The following is a 22,115-nucleotide window of genomic DNA, read 5'->3' as shown; positions in this document are numbered from 1 at the left end:
AGAGTCGGGGAAAAAGTCTTTAATGTAGTATATATGTATTGTCTAGAGGTTTATTAAGTATGAAGGTCTACGATATATACTCAAAGCGTCAAAAAAGACTTATGGGAGAATTCCCTGATGTTTATCAGTATGTTGACATTCCTCAACCACTTCGCGTACAGATTGTTTACATTATTAATGATGTTTTTATAGCTGAACCTTTAGATTTAAACCTTCTTAGGGCTTTCAACGATATTTATAACAGACTATATCGTGAATACGGTAAGTTACAACAATCAATTGTAGGCAAAGATATAATTAATCTTTTCATGTTTAATACCGAGCAAACAGAACATGTTCTTGATTTCATAGAGTTAACCTTTAAATTCATTGACTATACATATAGAAATAGAACTGAATTTCTTAAAAATTCAAAAATTACAGCTGATGAAGCAATTGGAGAATTAAACCTAAGGTTTCGAGAACACGGGGTTGGCTATCAGTATGAGTCAGGTAAAATTATCAGAGTTGATTCTCAGATAATCCACGCTGAGGCAGTTAAGCCAGTTTTGCTTTTGCTAAGTGATACACGATTTCAAGGAGCAAATGAGGAATTTTTGAAAGCACACGAACATTATCGGCATGGACGATACAAGGAATGCCTTGTCGAATGCCTCAAAGCTTTCGAGAGTACTATGAAAACTATTTGTGATATTCAAGGCTGGAGCTATCAACCCACAGATACGGCAAAAAAACTTATTGATATTTGTTTTCAAAATAATCTGATTCCAGCTTACTTACAGACTCAATTTACCTCACTTAGATCAAATCTGGAAAGTGGAATTCCTACTCTAAGAAATAAAAATGCAGGTCATGGTCAAGGTTCTCAGCCGCTTACTGTTCCACAACACTTTGCTGCTTACCAGCTTCATATAACGGCAAGTACAATTCTATTTTTGCTAGAAGCAAAGAAGGCACTACCTTAAGATCAATCTTGACTTTATTCTGGTAAATCCCCAAAGCGCTTACGGTATTGCTCAAGTTGTTTTTGCACTAATTCAAGCTGTTGGCGAGTTTGCTGTTCGATTTCTTCTGGAGTTTGATAGCGATCGCCTTGTCGGTCATACCAATACAAAACCTGACGCGGGATATTACCAGATACGTATTGTCCTCTACCAATTCCTAGACCAATTTCTGGCATCCAAAAAGGTTCGCCAATTTGCAATTGATAGCTACCATCTACTAAGCGATAAACTTCAAAAGGTTGGTGACGATCGCGTTGCCAATACTCTGGATTATAAATAACGTAGTACAGTACACCTAACTTGGCATAAATATCTAATTTCTTGTCATATTCTCCACCTGGAGTTAAAGAAACAATTTCTAAAGCAAGAATGGGTGGAATTTCGTTTTCTTCCCAAAGAACATAACTTTTACGAGATTTACCTGCCTTGCGCCGTTCTACACCCAAGCTTAAAAATCCGTCTGGGACAATGGGCACAAGTGGACTAACACCTGTGGTATGGTAAACACCCATATCCACGCTGAAAAACCAATCATTACGGTCTGCCCAAATATATTGCAGCAAGAAGAGAAGTAAATTGGGAATAAAATTTTGGTCTTCGTTATCCACAGGCGTATCGTCTGAACAAGGAAGTTCAGCACTGCTAGGCAAAGATTGACGGGGATCGGATTTCACCATAAGTAATGATGGTGGTGGAGTGACCTAATAAGTTTTATTTTATTTCGCTGTTGAATCAAGGCCGGAAAAGTCGGGAAAAAAGTCGGATTTACAAAATCTTATCCGAAAATTTGAAAAGCATAACTGTAGACTGATTTATAGTTGTCTATAAAAGTCTGAACTATCCTAGTTGTTACAAATGGACGCCCAAGCAGCATTAGCATGGTTAGACACCATAGTTCCTGCTCAAACCGGGGAACGGTTGAGCGATTTGCAAAAAGTTATTCTTGGGCAAGTTTGGTTGGGTAGGAAATACTTGGATATCGCTCGTGCTTACGGTTGTACGGAAGGACACGCTAAGGATGCTGGTTCTCACTTATGGAAGTTACTTTCTAAGGTACTGCGCCAGAAGATTACTAAAAGTAATTGTCGCGCTACTTTGGAACGGGTTCTGAGAAAAAGCAATACGATATCCAGCCTGATTGATTACTCCAGAACGTCACACGCCGCCCCAAAATTAGAGGATAGCAATTTTATTGGACGAACAGAAGCGATCGCTCACCTGAATTCTTTAGTCAATCAAGGCTCGAAAGTGATTGTGATTCAAGGCGAAGGCGGTTTGGGCAAAACTACTCTAGCGCAGCAATATCTCCAAACTCAGGATTTTGAGTTGGTTTTGGAACTGCTGATGGCGAAGGAAACCCAAAACATCACTCCCGCCGAACGAGTTGTAGAGGAATGGCTCAAACAAGATTTTAATGAAGAACCTGGGGTAGAATTTGGCGTAACTTTGGCACGACTCAAGCGCCAACTCCACAATCGGCGCATTGGTGTGTTAATTGATAATCTCGAACCTGCATTAGATAAACAAGGTGGGTTGATTGCTTCGCACCGCAACTATGTAGAGCTATTACGGGTTTTGGCTGATGCTAGAGTGCAATCTGTGACTCTAATTACTAGCCGCGATCGCCTTTGCGAACCTGGGCTAAATGTAAATCATTATAGGCTTCCTGGTTTGGATAAAAGCGCATGGCAACAGTTTTTTAGCAACCGGGGATTAGCCATCGACTTGCCAACTTTAGAAATCATGCATCGCACATATAACGGTAATGCTAAAGCGATGGGAATTCTCTGTGGTTCGATTCAAGAGGATTTCGATGGTGATATGGCTGTTTATTGGCAAGAAAATCAAGCCGATCCTCTAGCCGCAACGGATTTAAAAAATTTAGCGGTTAGTCAAATTAATCGTTTACAAAATCTCGACGCCCAAGCCTATCGCTTGCTTTGCCGTTTGGGATGTTATCGTTATCAAGATATACCAACTATCTCATCTCAAGGGTTGTTTTGTTTGCTTTGGGATGTTCCACCTGACGAACATCGTCAAATTATTACTTCCTTAAGAAATCGGTCTTTGATAGAGTGCGATAAAGGTAAATATTGGTTGCATCCAGTAATTCGCCAAGAAGCGATCGCCCGTTTACGCTCCAGCGATGAATGGGAAATTACTAACCACAAAGCCGCAGAATTTTGGACGACTAGTGTTACAAAAATTGAGAGTTTTAAAGATGCTTTGCAAGCTTTAGAAGCATATTATCACTACATCGAAATTCAGGAATTTCAATTAGCAGGTAAAGTGATTCTCAAAAGCCGAAATAATCAATGGCAGCAGTTTTTACCTCTTGGTAGTACGCTGTATCGCATGGGATTAATTCAGCCTATACTTACAGCAATTAATCAAATTGTTAGCAATCTGGATAACCACCAAAATCTCAGCGAACTTTACAATATATTGGGCGATTTGTACTGGATAACAGGTAAAATTAGTCAAGCGATCGCCTGCCAAGAAAAGACTATTAATCTCGCAACGCAAGCACTCAAATCCCTTGTACCTCAGCCAGAAAATAAACATACAGTTTACTATCTGAGGATGCTTGAGGTAGATTCTTTATTAAGCATTGGTCTTTATCAAATAGATTTGTGGGAACTAGAAATAGCTGCAAAGTTATTTCAACAAGTAATTTACCTCGCTCAAAATACCAAGCATCATCGCTGGGCAGAAAAAGCTTCAGTATGTTTAGCTTTAGTATATTCTTATTTAGGTTTGTGCGATGCTTCCTATCAATTAGCAGATGTAGCTTATCAAAATATTACGAATCCCAAACAGCTAGAACAAACTGGCAGATTTGCTTATTTCATCCAAATTTTAGGTCAAACATACGTAAATTTAGGAAAATTTGACCAAGCAAATCAAATGTTTAACCAAGCTTTGACTTTTGCAGAAGAAAGTCACTATATGCAAGTAAAAGCTAAGACACTCAACAGTTTAGCAGAAATCTATCGACACCAAGCTGATTTTGATTTAGCTCTTGCTAATCATACAGAAGCAATCGAACTTTTGGAAAAAATCGGTGCAAAATGTGACTTAGCTGAAGCTTATTTTCAATTGGGTTTAACTTATCAAAAAATTTCAAAGCCTGATGAAAGTCAAATAAATTTTCATCAAGCAATTGAGTTATTTACTGAAATAAAAGCTCCAAAGCAAGTCGAAAGAATACAGAATTGTGAATTCTCATTTAATAATTAATTTGACTAAATTCTCAATGAGGCGATCGCGTTCCATCGGCACTAAATCGCCACTTTGCATGATATCTCGCAGGATGACGAAATGAACGAGTGTCCCAACAAAGGCTCGTGCTGCAACTTCCGCATCGGGAAGTTCTAGTTTCGAGTGAGAAGCTAAGTATTGCGTCAGAGATTCCAGCATCGGTTTTTCAATGTTCTTGACAAATGCTCGCGCTAATCCTGGAAACCTTCCTGACTCACCAATAATAATCCTCAAGAATGTCAGAGCTTGTGGATCGTCTGCAACATTGTCAAGCATCCTATTTGCAAAGGATCTCAAAAAAGAAGCCGGATCGCCCTGAGCAGATTGGAGTTGTTCTGAATTAAAAAATTCTTTTTTGCAAGCTAATTGCTGCATCAATGCTATAAACAAGCTTTCCTTATCGGGATAACGCCTGTATATCGTTGCTTTAGAAACACCCGCCGCCACTGCAATTTTATCCATTCTGGCTGCCGCATAGCCGTTTTCGAGAAACTCCTGCATTGCTCCACCCAGGATCATCTCAGTCTTTTCGGGAGATAAATCGCGCTCAATACTCTTAGATTTGCTCATGTCTCGATTTTACAAACAAAGGAGGGAACTCATTCACCTAATTCACCTTATTTCCAGCATACACCTTGACAAGACGAAACCGTTTCGTTTATCTTAAAAGCTGTACACGAAACGAAACAGTTTTGTATAGCTGTCAGATGTAACTAGGAGCTTGCTCATGCTGCAAAACTTACCAGTTAGCGCTAACTCTGCTAAATCTCGTCAATGGTTTGGGATTGCTGCTAGCGCGTTGATTATTGTGGGTGGAACCTCTGCTTATGTACTCTCGCGATCGCCATCAAATCAACAGGTACAAAATCCCAGCCCAGCGGTTTCTTCACCTGAAATCACTACAGTGACAGCGCTGGGGCGATTGGAACCTCAGGGAGAAACGGTTAACTTGTCAGCTCCCACCGCCAATAACGGCAATCGAGTGGAACAATTGTTAGTGAAGGAAGGCGATCGCGTCAAGGCAGGGCAAGCCATTGCAATTTTGGATAACCGCGATCGTCTTTTAGCAGCATATCAGCAAGCGCAGGAAGATGTGAAAGTTGCCCAAGCGAAACTTGCCATCACCAAAGCCGGAGCTAAAACCGGAGAAATTAATGCTCAACGTGCCGAAATTGCTCGTTTGCAAGCGCAACGACAAGGAGACATTGATGCTCAACTGGCAACGGTGGCTCGGTTAACATCAGAATTGACGAACGCACAGACACAATACAACCGCTATCAGTCGTTGTATCAAGAGGGTGCAATCTCCGCCGCCGATAGAGACAGCAGACAGTTAACGTTAGAAACTGCCCAGAAGAGTTTACAAGAAGCAAAAGCAGTGTTGGCAAGGATTCAATCTACCAGTCCAGCGCAACTCAATCAAGCCAGAGCCAATTTGGATCGGATTGCAGAGGTGCGGCCAGTGGATGTCAAACAGAACCAAGTAGAAGTCGATCGCGCCATTGCAGCTATGAAACAAGCTCAGGCAGAACTGAATCAAGCCTCTGTGCGATCGCCGATTGATGGTGAAATTCTAGAGATTCATACTCGCGCCGGAGAAGTCGTAGGCAATGATGGCATTGTGGAGATTGGGCAGACTCAACGCATGTATGCAGTTGCTGAGGTTTACCAAAGCGACATCAGTGATGTGAAAGTTGGACAAACGGTGCGAGTCACTAGCGATTCGATTCCTGGGGAACTGCTGGGAAAAGTTGAACGTATTGGTTCTCAAGTGAAACGGCAAACTATTGTTAATACCGATCCTAGTACTAATATTGATGCCAGAGTGGTTGAGGTGCATGTGGCTTTAGATGCTGCATCGAGTAAAAAAGCTGCTAAGTTTACTAATTTGCAAATTACGGCAGAAATTGAAAAATGATAGGTTTTTATCACACGCAGAGACGAAGAGTTGATTTTTTAATTTCATAAATTCAGCAATGCCTAATTACGAATTACGAATTACGAATTACAAATTATTATGATTGGATTTATTCAGCAAGTTCAACGGCGAACACCACTCGGATGGCTGCAACTGAGTAAAGAAAAAGGTCGTCTTTTAGTAGCATTATCAGGGATTGCTTTTGCTGATGTGTTGATGTTCATGCAGCTTGGCTTTCAAAGTGCTTTGTATGACAGCAACACAAAATTGAGCCGCACTCTGAATGCAGATATTGTGTTAGTCAGTCCCCAAGCGCGGAACACACAGAATTTAGGTACGTTCTCACGGCGACGTTTGTATCAAGCCAAGGATATTCCGGGAGTCAAATCAGCACAAGCGTTTTATTCCAATACTATTACTTGGAAACATCCTGAAACTCGCAAAGAAACATCTATGCAAGTGATTGGATTTGAGCCGGAACAACCAGCTTTAAATTTGCCAGAAGTGAATCAGCAATTGAATAAAATCAAGTTACCAGATTGGATATTATTCGATCGCAATTCTAGAGGAAGTTATAAAGATGCGATCGCTCAAGTTGAGCAAGGAAAAATTGTTACTACTGAAATTGAGCGCCGTACTGTTACGATCGCTGGTTTATTTACATTAGGAGCATCCTTTGGTGCAGATGGAATTTTAATTGGTAGCGATCAAACTTTCTTACATTTCTTTCCTCGACGAGAAGCTGCTAGCATCAACCTGGGATTAATTAAACTCCAATCAGGTTACGATCCAAAGCAAGTTGCTACTGTATTAGACTCTCGTCTGCCCAATGATGTGAGAGTTTTAACTAAAGAAGAATACATCGAATTTGAGCAGAGTTACTGGCAAAAAGAAAGCCCGATTGGATTCATTTTTGGATTAGGAACAGCGATGGCATTTGTAGTGGGTGTTGTCATTGTTTATCAGGTACTTTCAACTGATGTCAACAGCCATCTTAAAGAATATGCGACATTTAAAGCAATGGGATACCGTAACCAATACTTACTTACAGTAGTCTTTGAAGAAGCAATAATTTTGGCCTTTTTTGGTTTTATTCCTGGTTTCATTTTACCAATTGGACTTTATAATTTGGCAGCAAAAGCAACTGCACTACCTATTTTAATGACATCAGCACGAGCAATGTTGGTTCTAATTTTAACCATTATTATGTGCGGAATTTCTGGAGCGATCGCTACTCGTAGGCTTCAATCTGCTGACCCGGCTGATATGTTTTGAAATTGGCGCATAGGGCACTTGTACTGAGCTAAGCCGTTGGCGCAGCCTCTCGTAGAGAAGTATTGGGCATTGGTCAATTAAAAAGTATAAAGGATATTTTTATGAAAAATAAACCAGTCATTTCCATCAATAATCTTAATCATTACTTTGGGCAAGGGCAATTAAAGAAACAAGTTTTATTTGACATTAATCTAGAAATCAATTCTGGTGAAATTGTCATCATGACTGGCCCTTCTGGTTCTGGTAAAACAACCTTATTGACTTTGATTGGTGGATTGCGTTCTGCTCAATCTGGTAGTTTGAAAGTCCTAGAAAGAGAACTGTGTGGTGCAAGTGCAGGAGAATTGACCTTAGCACGACGAAACAATGGCTATATCTTTCAAGCACACAATTTACATAACAGTTTAACTGCTTTACAAAATGTCAAGATGGGCTTAGAACTGCATAACCATTTATCATTAAAACAGATGCAACAGCGTTCTGCTCAAATGTTAGAACACGTTGGTTTAGGGAATCGTCTCAACTATTATCCTGATGACTTGTCTGGAGGACAAAAGCAAAGAGTTGCGATCGCTCGTGCCTTAGTCAACCATCCTAAAATCGTCTTAGCTGACGAACCAACCGCAGCCTTAGATAGCAAATCCGGTCGAGATGTAGTCACTCTAATGCAGACATTAGCCAAAGAACAAGGCTGCACCATTCTACTTGTCACCCACGACAATCGTATTTTAGATGTTGCCGATCGCATCGTGGAAATGGAAGATGGCAAATTAACCAACAACGCAGTTTTAAGCGCAACCGCTTAATATTATTCTTTGCGCCTTTGCGCCTTTGCGTGACCAAATCCCCCTCCCCCAGGAGTTTCTATCACAAAAACATCTCCAACATTCATCTCCACCGTTGCAGTACTATCTAAACTTTCTTCACTTCCATTTTGACGCCGTATCCAATTACGCCCAACTTTTCCCGCTTCCCCACCATTTAACCCAAAGGTCGGAATTTGTCGATGTCCAGAAAGAATATTCGCCGTCATCGGTTCCAAAAACCGGATGCGACGAACAACTCCATTACCCCCAGAATATTTTCCTTTTCCACCACTATCAGCACGCAGACTAAAGCTTTCTAAAAGTACAGGATAACGCGTTTCTAAAACTTCTGGATCGGTCAAACGCGAGTTAGTCATGTGGGAATGAACACCATCAGTTCCATTAAAATTAATTCCCGCTCCAGAACCGCCGCAAATAGTTTCATAATATTGATATTGCTCATTACCAAAAGTAAAATTGTTCATCGTTCCTTGAGAAGCAGCCATCACACCCAAAGCACCATATAAAGCATCAACAATAGTTTGAGAAGTTTCTACATTACCTGCTACTACTGCTGCTGGATAAGTTGGATTCAGCATACAACCCACCGGGATAATAATTTTTAGAGGATTAAGACACCCGGCATTGAGAGGAATATTATCATCAACTAAAGTGCGAAATACATATAAAACTGCTGCTTGAGTTACAGCTTTGGGAGCATTGAAATTACTATTTAATTGCCGAGAAGTTCCAGTAAAATCAATGGTAGCGCTGCGATTTTCTGGGTGAATTGTTACTTTTACTTGAATTTGTGCACCATTATCCATTTTATAAACAAATGAACCATCCTTGAGAACAGCGATCGCCCTTCTTACAGACTCCTCAGCATTAGCTTGGACGAATTTCATATAGGCTCGAACAGTATCAAGTCCGTATTGCGAAACCATTTTACGGAGTTCTTGAACTCCCCTTTCATTAGCGGCAATTTGAGCTTTGAAATCAGCTAGATTTTGATCAGGGTTCCTAGCAGGATAAGTATGATTTGCAAGGTGTTCTCTGACTGCGGTTTCTCGAAAATTCCCCTCTTCAACTAAGAGAAAATTATCAAAAAGAATTCCTTCTTCTTCTACTGTGGTACTGTGGGGAGGCATAGAACCGGGGGTAATTCCGCCGATATCGGCTTGGTGTCCGCGAGAAGCAACAAAAAAGATGGGCATTGGGCATGGGGCATTGGGCATTAGTTTATTCCCCGCGTCCCCGCGTCCCCGTGTCCCCGCGTCTTCCTCATCTCCCCACTGCCCACTTTCCAAAAATACAGGGGTAATTGCAGTTACATCAGGCAGATGTGTACCGCCGTTATATGGGTTATTAGATAAATAGACATTTCCTGGTTTTATGGTGTCACCTTTATCATTAATTAAACTGCGGACGCTTTCACTCATTGAGCCTAAATGTACGGGAATATGGGGAGCATTTGCTACTAATAATCCAGAAGATTCAAAGATAGCGCAGGAAAAATCTAGCCTTTCTTTGATATTCACAGATGTTGCCGTGTTTTGAAGAACAATTCCCATTTGTTCGGCGATAAATTGATAGAGGTTTTTGAAGATTTCTAAGCGAACGGGATCTGGTTGCGTTGTTGTGTACATGTTTGATTCCTATTCTTTGCTAAAATTATCTACTAAAGCGATTAAAAGTAGTTTAATGAAGATTCGGCCTGCTACACCTGATGACATATTACTAATTTTTTCCTTTATCCAAAAAAAGTCTGAATTTGATAGAAACATTGGTGCTTATTCTGGTGTACTTCAAGTTACTGAGGAGAAAATACGTAAAACAATTTTTGGAACAGTACCTTTTTCTTACGTTTTATTTGCAGAAACCTCAGAGTGTGTGGTTGGGTTTGCTTTATATGGATTTAGATATTCATCTTTTGTAGGGCAACCGAGTATCTGGCTTGATGATTTGTATGTGGACGAAGATATGAGAAGTCAGGGAGCAGGAGCCGCGCTAATGAGTTATTTAGCTCAAGTAGCAAAGGACAATGACTGTACCCATCTTGCTTGGAATGCTGATGTTCGCAACAGTCGCGGACTTAGTTTTTATAATAGGCTAGGTGCAAAAGTTACGGAGCAGAAAGGTAATCGCTGTTTTTTAACCTGGACACCACAAATACTTACTGTATAAGCAGTTTATAGACGCTGTAAAATTAGATGATTATATTCGGTTAATATTGCTTGCCAATTAGGTTCAACTACAATTGTGCTAATTTTTTCGACAATAATTGCAGTTCCAATAATCCTATCTTCTGGTTGTAAATCTTCGCGTCGATAAACAGGTGTGTCGTGCCATTTATTAGCAGTAAACATCTGAACTATCTCAACAGATTTTGGCGCTTCATTTATAGAACGTGTACGAGTAACTAATGGTTCTTCTGGCGTATCCATTTTTTGAATGACTTCTACTGAGACAGATTCGACAATTAAGCTTTTTTCTGATTGAATGAAACCATAACGAGATTTATGTTCAGTTTCAAATTCTTGTTGCATCATTGCCACTTCCTCAGTAAAATCCACTGTTAAGATAGAGTTAGTGCCTTGATATTTTAAGTTAGCTTTTTGGATTACTTCTACTTTGCTGCGTGCTTCCTTAATTTCGCTTCTAGCTTGAGTCTCTAAATATTCTATTAAATGTTGTAATTGAGGGATTAATGCTGGAGTTAAAGGTTGTTCAACTCCTGATTCTCTAATTGCCCGCACATCAGCTAATCCCATTCCATAAGCAGAGAGAACTCCAGCATATGGATGTAAAAATATCTTTTTCATTCCCAAAGTATCAGCAATTAAACAAGCAACTTGTCCGCCTGCACCGCCAAAACAACACAGCACATATTGTGTGACATCGTAACCCCGTTGCAGACTGATTTTTTTAATTGCGTTTGCCATATTTTCCACTGCGATCGCCATAAATCCAGCCGCTACTTGTTCTGGTATACAATGATTTCCTGTAGCAGTTGCAATCTCTTGGGCTAATTGTGCAAATTTTTGAATTACAACATCTTTATCTAAAGGTAAATTACCATCAATTCCAAAGACTGAAGGAAAATATTGTGGGTGAATTTTGCCTAACATTACATTCGCATCAGTAACCGTTAATGGCCCACCGCGACGATAACAAGCAGGCCCAGGAATTGAACCAGCAGATTTAGGGCCGACACGATAACTAGAACCATCAAAAAATAAAATTGAACCACCGCCAGCGGCAATCGTATTAATTGCTAATACCGGAACTCGCATTCGTGCGCCAGCAATTTCTGATTCTAATTGTCGTTCGTACTCTCCTTTAAAATGGGCAACATCTGTACTTGTTCCTCCCATATCAAAGGTAATTACTAACTCGAAACCTGCCCTTTTACTAGTTTGGACTGCGCCAACAATACCCCCGGCTGGGCCGCTTAAAATACTATCTTTTCCTTGAAATTGTTCGGCTGCAACTAAACCGCCGTCAGATTTCATAAACATTAATTTTACTTGGGGTAACTGGCTGGCTACTTGGTTGACGTAGCGACGTAAAATAGGAGTTAAATAAGCATCGACTACTGTTGTATCTCCTCGGCTAACTAGTTTCATTAACGGACTAACTTGATGAGATACAGATATTTGAGTAAAGCCGATTTCTTGGGCAATTGTCGCTACTTGTTTTTCGTGTTCGGGATAGCGATCGCTGTGCATAAAAACAATAGCACAACTACGAATTCCTGTATGATAAACTGCTTGTAAATCTTGTTTGACTTGTTCGATATTTACAGCAATTAATTCATTTCCTTTGGCATCATACCGTTCATCTACTTCTATTACCTGTTCATACAGCATCGTTGGTAGAACAATATGACGAGCAAAAATGTTGGGACGGTTTTGGTAGCCAATTCGTAGCGCATCTTTAAAACCCTTGGTAATTACAAGCACAACTCTGTCGCCTTTTCTTTCTAACAGTGCATTTGTCGCTACTGTTGTGCCCATTTTTATGACTTCGATTGCTTCACTAGGAATAGGTTCTTTACTTGAAAGCCCCAAAATATCGCGAATACCTTGAATAGCTGCATCTTGATATTGTTCGGGATTTTCTGAAAGTAATTTATAAACTATAATCCATTGGCAATTAGGCAGAGGAACAATTAAAAAACGTTCAGGATGTTGTGATAGTTCCTCTATAATTGCTTGGTTATTAGTAACAGCAATAATATCTGTAAATGTACCACCTCTGTCTGCAAAAAATTTCAACATCGCTCTGTTTCCTTAATAGCTTATAAGTAGATTAACAATAAGATGCGAGGTGTTTCTACTTCGGATGTAGAAAACTTTCCAGACAACTGTCGAACATTAGAGGCTATTTATAAAATAAAAATAAAATTATTGTAGGGGAGCCAGTGCGTCCTTGCGGGTTAAGAGACTTGTTCGCGAAGCTTCTCGTAGAGAAGAGAAGCAACTGGCGTTGCGTTAGACGCGTATTTTGAGATTACTTACGACGAAAAATATGAGATGAGCGCCTAACGCAGCATTTGATCTGGTGGTGCGTTAGCCTACGGCGTAACGCACCCTACAACTTATAGATGCACTGCAATGATTAGTTAAGTCTTTTGAGCAATTATATAGACATGATTTTCAGGATATTGGTCATATTCAAGATGGCGGCATGTGCAGTGATGCTCAGTCAGAATTTGTAGAAAAGCATCTACTCCTAAAGTGCTGTAGTCAAAGTTTTGACCTTGAAATGACCCTGAAATCTCGCCCTTTGTATGTCCGCCGCCACAGGTGAACAGAAGTACTCCATCGGGTTCAAGAGCATCGCATAGCTTTTTCATAACAGGCTCTTGCATATTGAGCGGTAAATGAAAAGTGCTATCCCAAGCAGTAATTAAGCTGTAAAGTTTTGGAGGAATCCAACAGCAGATATCTTCGGTGTAAAACTTGATATTTGGATGTAGTTGCTTGGCTAAATTTATCATTTCTGTGGAAATATCAAGTCCTTCAGCCTGAAATCCATGCTGGGATAAGATGTTAATAAAACGTCCGCTACTTCCACACCCTATGTCAATAGCTGAGTGGCGCTTAGAAGTAAATTTGATAGCCCGCTCTAATTGGGCGATACCATATAACGAATCTTGATGCTTAATCTGCCACCATTGGGCAATTTGATCGTATCGGGCGGCTGTAGCATTGGGGTTCATAACGAGCTGATACCTAACTCAATTAATTGAAATCCGTTTTAAATCTTGTAAAACTGCGGCGGCTGATTGATAGCGATCGCTAAAATGATAGCAAACCATTTTATCTAAAATCACTGCTAATTCTTCAGTAACTCGTGCTGTTTGCCGCCACATCACATTACCCGTTTCTGGATCTGGATGCAGTTCCTGTGGTGGTATTCCGGTTATGGCTTGAATAGCAATCATTCCTAAAGCGTAAATATCACTGCACAAGCGGGGATGACCAGCAAATTGTTCTGGAGGTGCATAACCCCGCGTTCCTATAGCTACTGTTGCTAATTCTGTTTGTTCGCTACTCGGCGGCTGCATTAATTTTACAGCCCCAAAGTCAATCAATATTAATTGATTATCTTTAATACGTCTAATAATATTAGTCGGTTTAATGTCACGATGAATCACTCGATGTTGATGAACAAAGCTCAGAATCTCTAAAACTTCTTTGAGCATCCCAACTACAAATGATTCGTTTTGTACGTTTTGCACAGGCGGTAATTCTTCGCTTAAAGTATGTCCTTCAATATATTCTTGAATTAAATAAAACTCTTGGTTATCTTCAAAATAAGCAAGTAGTTCGGGTATTCGTTCGTGTTTGCCTAAAGTTTCTAAAATTTCTGCTTCACTATTAAATAATCTGCGAGCAACTTGCAAAAATCTGCTATCTTGGCGGGCTGGCATTAATTTTTTCACAACACAAGTCGGATTACCCGGCCGTTGAGTATCTTGTGCTAAATAAGTCCGCCCAAATCCACCTGCACCCAAGACTTTTGAAATTTGGTAACGTCCGCCCAAAAGCAAATCGCCAGATTTGGTTTGTGGTGAATCGATGGCGGGAGGAAAATCAAGCTGCGAATCGGGAATTGCTGTTTTATCTTCTAAGAGTAGATTTAATTGCGCGATCGCTTCTTGTTGTTTTTCAACTTGCAGAATAATTATCTGAGTCTGCCGCTGATTTTCATAATTAGTATAAGCTATAACGCTGATAATACTAAACGTTAAAGCCAAAGCAGAAGGAATTAATGGCACCCATCCGGCTTGAAGAAACAAAATAATGCAAGTTCCCACCAATACAACTAGGGTTACCCCTCCTAAGGTTAACAAAAGTAACGGATTTCGCAACCACCACGCTAAAGTACTACCTAAAACTGCCCAGCCCCACATCCAAATTAATTCTACCCAGTCAGGCCAAAACCAAATTAAAGGCCGCCCATCCAACACTGTACCAATTAGTTGACTCGCTATTTGTGCGTGAATAAATAGAGCAGGCATTCTCGCTGGTTGCTCTGGTAAACTGCTGTAAGGTGTATAAAAGCTACCTGGAACCAAGTTAGCTGAGGTAGTGCCAATAATTACCAGACGGTCTTTAAATAAGCTGGGATTAACGCGATCGCTAAGAACTTCTGTAAGTGTCACTTGTTTAGCGAGATAATTGGGGTGACGATAATTTAATAGTATTTGATAACCATTGGCATCCAAATGTTGGTAACTGCCAGAATTAGGTTTTAGACGGCTAAAGATGGTTTTACCTAACAGGAAATCTCCTTTATCTGTGAATTCATATTCAACGCCTTGTTTTGCCAGATACTTAATGGCAATTAGCGCCCCAAATGCAAATGATGTCGTACATTTTTCGTCTGTAGAATGGGCGAATAACAAGCCGCGGCGAAGGATTTGGTCGTTTTCATTATCGGGAACTACATCGCTAAACCCAACATTATCTATGGGAAAATTTGGCGGTGGTGGAATTTCAGATCTACCGACGCTGCTAAACAAGCAAGTACTAATAATATTTTCTTGATTTTGTTTGTTTGCTGCTAAATTTTTATCTTGTGGTCGAAACAGATATAAACCAACAATACCCGGTTGATAAGAATTGATTTTTTGTAACAGTTGATTAATTTTACTATCTGACAGATTCCATTTTTCTTGCTGGAGATCTGCATCAGTGATTGTTACCAGCAAAATCCGTTGGTCGGGTGCTTCCGGAGGACGCGATCGCAACATCTGATCGTATACTCTTAATTCCCAAGGCTGCAACCATTTGAGTTCGCGAACTCCCCAAATCGAGGCCGTAACTGCTACACTGCTAACCAAAATAACTTGCAGCCAGCTATTGCCCAAGGAAATTTTACGCGAATTTCGATCTTTGATAAACGGGACACGGAGTTTTTCTAAAAGTCCACTAATCACGACGTTGCGGCGTTAGCCTCAATAGGTAGATTCCTCTAATTTAATCTAGCAATTTACCTGCTAAGTAGAAGGCATTGGGCATTGGGCATTGGGCATTGGGCATGGGGCATGGGGCATTGGGCATGGGGCATTGGGTATTAGGCAGGATGTGGGTAGCGGTGCTTAAATACGAATTCGATTGCATCGCTTCACAACTCAATTGCATCGCTTCACAACTCAATTGCATCGCTTCACAACTCAATTGCATCGCCTCGCAACTCAATTGCATCGCCTCGCAACTCAATTGCATCGCCTCGCAACTCAATTGCATCGCCTCGCAACTCAATTGCATCGCCTCGCAATCAAATTTTTACTCAAGCAAAAGCCGCTACCCACATCCTGCTCAATGCCCAATACTTCGGCTTCTCTACGAGACGCTACGCGTAGCTTGCTTCCCCGTAGGGGTACGCTCAGTACAAGTGCCCCATGCCCAATGCCCCATGCCCCATACCTATTAGATTATTCATCTACCTTTGCTGGTTGAGCATTTTCCACAGAACTAGCAATTGCTAAAGAAATAGGCTCAGTAGATGAAGTGCTTGAATCTAACTGCGGGTGTTCTAGTGATGCTTCCATACTGGCATCGGTAAAATAAGAACCAACAATCTTGTCGTAGTTAGAAGCAACGGCTAAAAAAGCGCCGCCTAAAATGTATATAGGCAATGGCAAGTTAAATTTTTGCAACCAGTCAAAAAACTCTGCCAACGCAAACAGTACAAAAAAGCAAGCAAGCCAAACTCTCATGTTTTCATCTTTTGCATTCAAATAACTCTATTATTAGCCCAAAGAGCTTGGACTATACTGGATGTATTAGACTAGAACTATTCCATAATCTCTACAACCCCAGATAGAGGCAGTCAAAATTATACAGGAATCAAATTTGATTTGGAAAAAATAATTTTGAGGGAAGGGCAACAGGGCAAAGGGCAAAGGGCAAAAACAAAGGGCAAAAGACTATTAATACTTTCCTTATTTTCTATTCCATATTGTTTATTGCCTATTCCCTATTGCCTACTCCCTATTGCCCATTGCCTATTGCCCATTGCCTATCCCCTATCTCTGGTATAAGTATAAAAATACATTTAGCGTTATACTTTCACTGGTAAAACTGATAACCATCCTATTAGTTTCGTTTCACAGTATAAACCGATGAGGAGAAACTGATGAGGTACTTTTAGCCAAATACATTGAAGAAAAATGAGGAGCAGAAACTGTGACTGCTGAAATTCGGGCAACTATCCCTCAAAATGTTGAAGAAATCTTAGCTAGGATGGGTGATGCTTTTGTCATATTGGATTGTGAATGGCGCTATACCTATGTAAACGACAAGCTAGCTCAACTAGCTCAAATGAATCAAGAAGATTTCTTGGGTAAAAGTATTTGGGATTTATTTCCTCACACAGTTAATACCATACTTTACACCGAGATGCATCGCGCTGTTGCCCAAAAAATTACAGTAAACTTTGAGTATTTAGACCCTATATGGCATCGTTGGTTAGAATACAGCGTTTATCCTGGGGAAAATAGCGTATCAATATTAATTACAGATATTACTGAACAAAAACGTAACAAACAGCTTTTGTCTGCACACTACACAGTCACCCAGATTTTAGCTGATGCTACCGTTCTTGCTAATGCTGTTCCTCTGCTTTTGCGATCGCTATGCGAAACTTTAGGATGGCAACTTGGGATTTTTTGGAGTGTAGATGAAGAAATTAATGCGCTGCATCGCATTGCTAGTTGGCATTCATCTGATTTGAGCATAGAAAGTTACCAAGGATTTAACCAGCCTTCAACTCTGGCTTTGGGAGAAGGGTTAACTGATGGAGTCGGGATAAATGCTCAACCTGTTTGGATTTGCGAACTGGCTTCAAATCAGAATTTGTTTGCAGCAGCTATGGAATTGCCCATTGTAGTGGGTAATAAAGTTTTAGGTGCAATGAAATTCTTCACCAACCAAATTTTACAGCCTGACTCAGATTTACCCCAAACGATGAATGCGATCGCCATTCAAATTGGTCAGTTCATCGAACAGCAGCGAACCAAGTCATTACTGCAAACAGCAGAGGAAAAATACCGCCAAATTGTGGAAACTGCTGATGTTGCAATTTGCCAGAAAGATTTTACACAGGTTCAAAATTTAACTAATAACTTCACAGTTGAAGATACTGGAAGTTTACAGCAATGTTTGATCGAACAGCAAACTGCACTGCGCGATCGGCTGCAAGTAGAAGAAAACCTGCGTCGCAGTGAAGCACGCTACCGTTCCCTAGCTCAAGCAAGCGCATCGATTATTTGGAGTGCGGCAGCTTGGGGTAATGTAATTGACGAAATTCCTAATTGGCAGGCATTTACTGGGCAAAATCCTGAAGAATACAAAGGTTGGGGTTGGGTAAATGCACTGCACCCAGAAGACCGGAATTCTTTAGCTGCAATCTGGAGAGAAGCTTTCTATGGCCGCAGCGTTGCAGTTGCAGAATATCGTGTCCGACGCCATGACGGTGAATACCGTCACATGGCGATACGCGGCGTGCCCATACTCAATGAAACAGGAAAAATCATCGAATGGGTAGGAATGTGTGTAGACATTACCGAACGCAAGCAAGCAGAAGCAGAACGCGAAGAACTGTTGGCGCTACTAGAAACAGAACAGACTCGCTTAGTAGAAGCTAATGTGCTGCTTGATACTGTTTTTAATAACGCGCCTATCGGCATTGGCGTTTGGGATGAAAAAGTGAGATACGTCCGCTTGAATAACGCTTTAGCTGAAATCAACGGTCTGCCCCAAGAGATACATATCGGTAAGACAGTTGTCGAATTGCTGCCAGGTATAGCAGCGGAAGTTACGGAAGCTTTCCGTCATGTGGTGGAGACTGGAGAATCGATTTCCCAAGAAACTTGCGGAGAAACACCCGCCGCCCCTGGAAAGCAGCGCTACTGGTCAGTAAATTACTATCCGATTCAACTACCTGGCAAAATTACTTGGGTGGGTGCAATTTGCGAAGAAATCACCGAACGCAAGCAAGCAGAAGCGGAACGCGAACAACTGCTGGAGAGAGAACGCCTGGCTCGTGTTGAAGCTGAGAACGCCAAAGAGCAAGTGACGACAATTTTGGAAAGTATAACTGATGGCTTTCTTGCCTTTGACAATGAGTGGCGCTTCACCTACCTCAATCATGAAGGAAGCAGAACTTTAGGGCGTTCCTCTGAGGAACTGCTGGGAAAGAATTTATGGCAAGAGTTTCCAGAATTAACTGATACTAGTTTTGGTCAGCTTTATCAAAGAGCAGTTGCTTTGGGAGTACCCCTGGAATTAGAAGATTATTATCCACCCTTTGAGGCGTGGTTTTCTGTGCGTGCCTATCCTTCATCCACAGGACTATCGCTATATTTCCGTAATATTAATGTCCGCAAACAAGCACAAGCAGCATTAACAGAAAGTGAAGCGCGTTTTCGGCTGCTGGCGGAGAATTCCACTGATATTATTTCACGTACTACAGTAGATGGAACTTTTCTATATCTTTCACCAGCTTGTTACACAGTATTAGGGTATCAACCAGAAGAACTAGTCGGTCGTAACGGCGGCGAGTTACTTCACCCAGAGGATTTAGCTGAGCTTGTGAAGAATTACCCAATAAATTCTGATTTACCAGATGTTTATACCGTTACTTATCGCACTCGTCATAAATACGGGCATTATATCTGGCTAGAAACAAATGTGCGAGGGATTCGCGATCGCCAAACTCAAGAAATTTTAGAAATGCAAGCGTCTTCGCGGGATATTACCGAGCGCAGACAAGGGGAAGATAAACAGCGCTTTTTAGCTGAAGCTAGCGAGATTTTGGCTGAATCGTTGGATTATGAGACAACCTTAGCAACCTTAGCGCGTTTAGTAGTACCGGAAATAGCTGATTGGTGCGTAATTGATATGATTTGTGAAAATCAATCAATTCGCCGGGTTGCGGCCATCCATGCCGATGCAGCAAAACAAGAATTAGTAGAACAGTTGCAAAATTATCCGCCCAATTTGGCACAAACACAAGGTGTTGCTGAGGTGATACGTTCGGGGAAATCACAAATTATTCATTTTATTTCCTCACAAGACATACAAGCGGTAACCTCAAATACCAATCACTTCCAAATCTTGCAACAGCTAAATCCTCAGTCTGGAATGTGCGTGCTGCTTGTAGTTCGGGGGCGAGTATTAGGAGCGATGAGTTTAGTATCTTGTACTAACCGTCGCTACGATAGTCAGAGCTTAATGTTAGCTGAAGAATTGGCTCGGCGTGCAGCGATCGCTGTTGATAACGCCCGACTTTACACAGAAACACAGCAATCTCAACAAGCTGCCGAACGAGCCGCATCTCGCACTGCTCGTTTGCAAGCCATTACCGCCGCCCTTTCTGAATCTTTAACTTCTGCACAAGTAGCTGAAGTAATTGTGGAGCAAGGTATGGCAGCCTTAGGAGCTAGTTGTGCTTTAGTCGCACAACTGATTAACAACGGCACAGAACTAGAAATTATCCGTGCAGTTGGTTATGACGAGGAATTAGTAAAGTTATGGCATCGATTCTCGATTAATACAGTCGCGCCACTGGCAGAAGCAGTACGAACCAAACAACCTGTTTGGCAAGAGTCAACAGCAGCAAGGGCAGCTCGTTACTCACATCTGGCTCAAGAATATGCTCGATATAATTACGGTGCTTGGATTTCAATTCCATTAACCATAGAGGGACGCGCCATCGGTGGAATGACCGTAGCCTTTGCCGAAAATCACGAGTTGAGCCAAGATGACCGCGCCTTTGTACTGGCACTAGCACAGCAATGCGCTCAAGCAATGGAACGTGCGCGTTTATACGAAGCAGAACAGACTGCACGAGAAGCAGCAGAAAACGCCAACCGCATTAAAGACGAATTTTTAGCAGTTCTTTCCCATGAATTGCGATCGCCACTCAACCCAATTCTTGGATGGGCGAAGTTACTCCAAACCAGAAAACTTGATGAAAAAACAATTCCTCAAGCCCTCAAAACTATCGAACGCAATGCTCAATTACAAGCTCAATTAATCGAAGACTTACTAGATATTTCCCGAATTTTACAAGGTAAACTCAGCTTAAACATCCTCCAAGTTGATTTAGCATCTGTAATTTCCGCAGCAATGGAGACAGTACGCCTCTCAGCAGAAGCCAAATCAATTAAGATACACATCAGCTTAGAACCAAATCTAGGACAAGTTTTAGGCGACTCCGGTAGATTACAGCAGGTAGTTTGGAATCTACTTTCAAACGCCGTCAAATTTACACCAGAGGGTGGACGAGTTGAGATTCGACTTGAAGCAGTAGGGCAAGAGGACGCGGGGACGCGGGGACGCGGGGACACGGAGAAAGAGGACGCGGGGACGCGGGGACATGGGGACACGGAGAAATTACTCAACGCCTCAGCGCCTAACCTAGTTTCAACTTCATCTTCTTTCCCCGCGTCACCGCGTCTCCCCCTCCCCGCGTCCTCTTCCTCTCCCCTTTACGCCCAAATCACTGTCACCGACACAGGCAAAGGCATCGATCCGAATTTTCTGCCCTATGTGTTTGAATATTTTCGCCAAGAAAACAGCACCACCACTAGAAAATTTGGGGGATTGGGATTAGGATTAGCGATCGTTCGTCACTTAGTAGAACTGCATGGCGGCACAGTGCAGGTGCAAAGTGAAGGTGAAAATCGCGGTGCAACTTTTACTGTGAGATTGCCGCTGATTCAACAGCCATCAGAGAGGAAAGAAGAAATTAGTGACTTTGAGTCATCCTCAAATTTAAATGATGTCAAAATTTTAGTAGTGGATGATGATGCCGATACGCGAGAATTCATCCTCTTTTTACTAGAGGAATACGGCGCAAGCGTGACAGCTGTGGCATCAGCAAATGAAGCGCTAGCCGCCTTAAGACAATCTCTACCAGATGTGCTATTAAGCGACATTGGAATGCCAGACGTAGATGGATGTATGTTTATGCGAGAGTTGAGAACACTGCCGCCAGAACGGGGAGGACAAATTCCAGCGATCGCACTTACCGCCTATGCTGGAGAAGTGAACGCCAAACAAGTGCTTGCAGCAGGATTTCACAAACATATCGCCAAACCAGTAGAGCCAGCGGAATTAATAGAAGCGATCGCCAGCTTATATGATGTCCACAAGAACAAATAGCCAATGCCTGCTATCTTGATTAATCTAAGTTTTTTACATTAGTGCAACAAAATGAAAAACCAACCAGAAAAACAAAGAATGTAAAGCCATAATCTATAAAGTTTAAAGAATTTTTTGTAGTAATTACGCATACTAAACTAGTACACATCATTAAAACTCCACA

16 protein-coding genes are annotated in these 22,115 nt (G+C 41.3%); 8 read left to right on the top strand and 8 right to left on the bottom strand.

Annotated elements, in window-relative coordinates; translation table 11 throughout:
• Positions 1–59: 59 nt before the first annotated feature.
• Positions 60–965: an STM4504/CBY_0614 family protein gene (locus H6H03_RS19395; RefSeq protein WP_190956724.1), complete on the top strand. Its 906-nt coding sequence runs from the start codon at positions 60–62 to the stop codon at positions 963–965.
• A 14-nt stretch (positions 966–979) separates the two neighbouring features.
• Here H6H03_RS19395 and H6H03_RS19390 read toward each other — a convergent pair whose 3' ends face one another.
• Positions 980–1,681 carry a Uma2 family endonuclease gene (locus H6H03_RS19390; RefSeq protein WP_190956723.1) on the bottom strand — a complete coding sequence of 234 codons (702 nt, stop codon included), beginning with the start codon at positions 1,679–1,681 and terminating at the stop codon, positions 980–982.
• Positions 1,682–1,859: 178 nt separating this feature from the next.
• Here H6H03_RS19390 and H6H03_RS19385 point away from each other — a divergent pair, with 178 nt between their 5' ends.
• Positions 1,860–4,244, top strand: a complete 2,385-nt coding sequence (locus H6H03_RS19385; protein ID WP_190956722.1) for a tetratricopeptide repeat protein — start codon at positions 1,860–1,862, stop codon at positions 4,242–4,244.
• Here the strand turns inward: H6H03_RS19385 and H6H03_RS19380 are convergent.
• On the bottom strand, positions 4,230–4,835 hold the full coding sequence (locus H6H03_RS19380; protein ID WP_190956721.1) for a TetR/AcrR family transcriptional regulator: 606 nt from the start codon (positions 4,833–4,835) through the stop codon (positions 4,230–4,232). The two genes, H6H03_RS19385 and H6H03_RS19380, sit on opposite strands and share 15 nt — an antisense overlap.
• Positions 4,836–4,992: 157 nt before the next feature.
• Here H6H03_RS19380 and H6H03_RS19375 point away from each other — a divergent pair, with 157 nt between their 5' ends.
• The 3 genes from H6H03_RS19375 to H6H03_RS19365 all read left to right on the top strand — a co-directional run bounded on the left by H6H03_RS19375 (position 4,993) and on the right by H6H03_RS19365 (position 8,264).
• The gene (locus tag H6H03_RS19375; protein WP_190956720.1) at positions 4,993–6,183 is read left to right on the top strand and encodes an ABC exporter membrane fusion protein; all 1,191 of its coding nucleotides are present in this window, start codon (positions 4,993–4,995) and stop codon (positions 6,181–6,183) included.
• A gap of 99 nt (positions 6,184–6,282) precedes the next feature.
• The gene (devC, locus tag H6H03_RS19370) at positions 6,283–7,458 is read left to right on the top strand and encodes an ABC transporter permease DevC (protein WP_190956719.1); all 1,176 of its coding nucleotides are present in this window, start codon (positions 6,283–6,285) and stop codon (positions 7,456–7,458) included.
• 101 nt (positions 7,459–7,559) lie between these two features.
• A complete protein-coding gene (locus H6H03_RS19365) occupies positions 7,560–8,264 on the top strand; it encodes a DevA family ABC transporter ATP-binding protein (protein WP_190956718.1) in 705 nt (234 codons plus the stop codon).
• Positions 8,265–8,266: 2 nt separating this feature from the next.
• Here the strand turns inward: H6H03_RS19365 and H6H03_RS19360 are convergent, their stop codons facing one another.
• Entirely contained in the window at positions 8,267–9,913 is a 1,647-nt protein-coding gene (locus H6H03_RS19360; RefSeq protein ID WP_190956717.1) for a hydantoinase B/oxoprolinase family protein, read from the bottom strand.
• Here H6H03_RS19360 and H6H03_RS19355 point away from each other — a divergent pair.
• Positions 9,912–10,451, top strand: a complete 540-nt coding sequence (locus H6H03_RS19355) for a GNAT family N-acetyltransferase (protein WP_242057918.1) — start codon at positions 9,912–9,914, stop codon at positions 10,449–10,451. The genes H6H03_RS19360 and H6H03_RS19355 overlap by 2 nt on opposite strands.
• A 5-nt stretch (positions 10,452–10,456) precedes the next feature.
• Here H6H03_RS19355 and H6H03_RS19350 read toward each other — a convergent pair whose 3' ends face one another.
• The 4 genes from H6H03_RS19350 to H6H03_RS19335 form a co-directional block, all read right to left on the bottom strand.
• A complete protein-coding gene (locus tag H6H03_RS19350; protein ID WP_190956716.1) occupies positions 10,457–12,547 on the bottom strand; it encodes a hydantoinase/oxoprolinase family protein in 2,091 nt (696 codons plus the stop codon).
• Positions 12,548–12,891: 344 nt separating this feature from the next.
• Positions 12,892–13,491, bottom strand: a complete 600-nt coding sequence (locus tag H6H03_RS19345) for a class I SAM-dependent methyltransferase (protein ID WP_190956715.1) — start codon at positions 13,489–13,491, stop codon at positions 12,892–12,894.
• 18 nt (positions 13,492–13,509) lie between these two features.
• The gene (locus tag H6H03_RS19340; RefSeq protein ID WP_190956714.1) at positions 13,510–15,717 is read right to left on the bottom strand and encodes a CHASE2 domain-containing protein; all 2,208 of its coding nucleotides are present in this window, start codon (positions 15,715–15,717) and stop codon (positions 13,510–13,512) included.
• 40 nt (positions 15,718–15,757) lie between these two features.
• The gene (locus H6H03_RS19335; RefSeq protein WP_190956713.1) at positions 15,758–15,901 is read right to left on the bottom strand and encodes a hypothetical protein; all 144 of its coding nucleotides are present in this window, start codon (positions 15,899–15,901) and stop codon (positions 15,758–15,760) included.
• Here H6H03_RS19335 and H6H03_RS19330 point away from each other — a divergent pair.
• Positions 15,896–16,240 carry a hypothetical protein gene (locus H6H03_RS19330; protein WP_190956712.1) on the top strand — a complete coding sequence of 115 codons (345 nt, stop codon included), beginning with the start codon at positions 15,896–15,898 and terminating at the stop codon, positions 16,238–16,240. The genes H6H03_RS19335 and H6H03_RS19330 overlap by 6 nt on opposite strands.
• Here H6H03_RS19330 and H6H03_RS19325 read toward each other — a convergent pair.
• The gene (locus H6H03_RS19325) at positions 16,216–16,500 is read right to left on the bottom strand and encodes a hypothetical protein (protein ID WP_190956711.1); all 285 of its coding nucleotides are present in this window, start codon (positions 16,498–16,500) and stop codon (positions 16,216–16,218) included. The genes H6H03_RS19330 and H6H03_RS19325 overlap by 25 nt on opposite strands.
• Positions 16,501–16,969: 469 nt before the next feature.
• On the opposite strand from H6H03_RS19325, the gene H6H03_RS19320 reads away from it, so the two are divergent.
• Positions 16,970–21,952: a PAS domain S-box protein gene (locus H6H03_RS19320; RefSeq protein ID WP_190956710.1), complete on the top strand. Its 4,983-nt coding sequence runs from the start codon at positions 16,970–16,972 to the stop codon at positions 21,950–21,952.
• Positions 21,953–22,115 lie beyond the last annotated feature (163 nt).

Source organism: Nostoc paludosum FACHB-159 (assembly GCF_014698835.1).
Classification (GTDB): Bacteria; Cyanobacteriota; Cyanobacteriia; order Cyanobacteriales; family Nostocaceae; genus Nostoc; species Nostoc paludosum.
This window is presented reverse-complemented; position numbering and strand designations above follow the sequence as displayed.

Excerpts from the sequence above, each read along its gene's own strand:
- H6H03_RS19385 (WP_190956722.1), top strand. The coding sequence starts at position 1,860 with ATGGACGCCCAAGCAGCATTAGCATGGTTAGACACCATAGTTCCTGCT.
- H6H03_RS19355 (WP_242057918.1), top strand. The coding sequence starts at position 9,912 with ATGTTTGATTCCTATTCTTTGCTAAAATTATCTACTAAAGCGATTAAA.
- H6H03_RS19360 (WP_190956717.1), bottom strand. The coding sequence starts at position 9,913 with ATGTACACAACAACGCAACCAGATCCCGTTCGCTTAGAAATCTTCAAA.
- H6H03_RS19335 (WP_190956713.1), bottom strand. The coding sequence starts at position 15,901 with ATGCAATCGAATTCGTATTTAAGCACCGCTACCCACATCCTGCCTAAT.
- H6H03_RS19365 (WP_190956718.1), top strand. The coding sequence starts at position 7,560 with ATGAAAAATAAACCAGTCATTTCCATCAATAATCTTAATCATTACTTT.
- H6H03_RS19325 (WP_190956711.1), bottom strand. The coding sequence starts at position 16,500 with ATGAGAGTTTGGCTTGCTTGCTTTTTTGTACTGTTTGCGTTGGCAGAG.
- H6H03_RS19390 (WP_190956723.1), bottom strand. The coding sequence starts at position 1,681 with ATGGTGAAATCCGATCCCCGTCAATCTTTGCCTAGCAGTGCTGAACTT.
- H6H03_RS19375 (WP_190956720.1), top strand. The coding sequence starts at position 4,993 with ATGCTGCAAAACTTACCAGTTAGCGCTAACTCTGCTAAATCTCGTCAA.
- H6H03_RS19380 (WP_190956721.1), bottom strand. The coding sequence starts at position 4,835 with ATGAGCAAATCTAAGAGTATTGAGCGCGATTTATCTCCCGAAAAGACT.
- devC (WP_190956719.1), top strand. The coding sequence starts at position 6,283 with ATGATTGGATTTATTCAGCAAGTTCAACGGCGAACACCACTCGGATGG.
- H6H03_RS19345 (WP_190956715.1), bottom strand. The coding sequence starts at position 13,491 with ATGAACCCCAATGCTACAGCCGCCCGATACGATCAAATTGCCCAATGG.
- H6H03_RS19350 (WP_190956716.1), bottom strand. The coding sequence starts at position 12,547 with ATGTTGAAATTTTTTGCAGACAGAGGTGGTACATTTACAGATATTATT.
- H6H03_RS19395 (WP_190956724.1), top strand. The coding sequence starts at position 60 with ATGAAGGTCTACGATATATACTCAAAGCGTCAAAAAAGACTTATGGGA.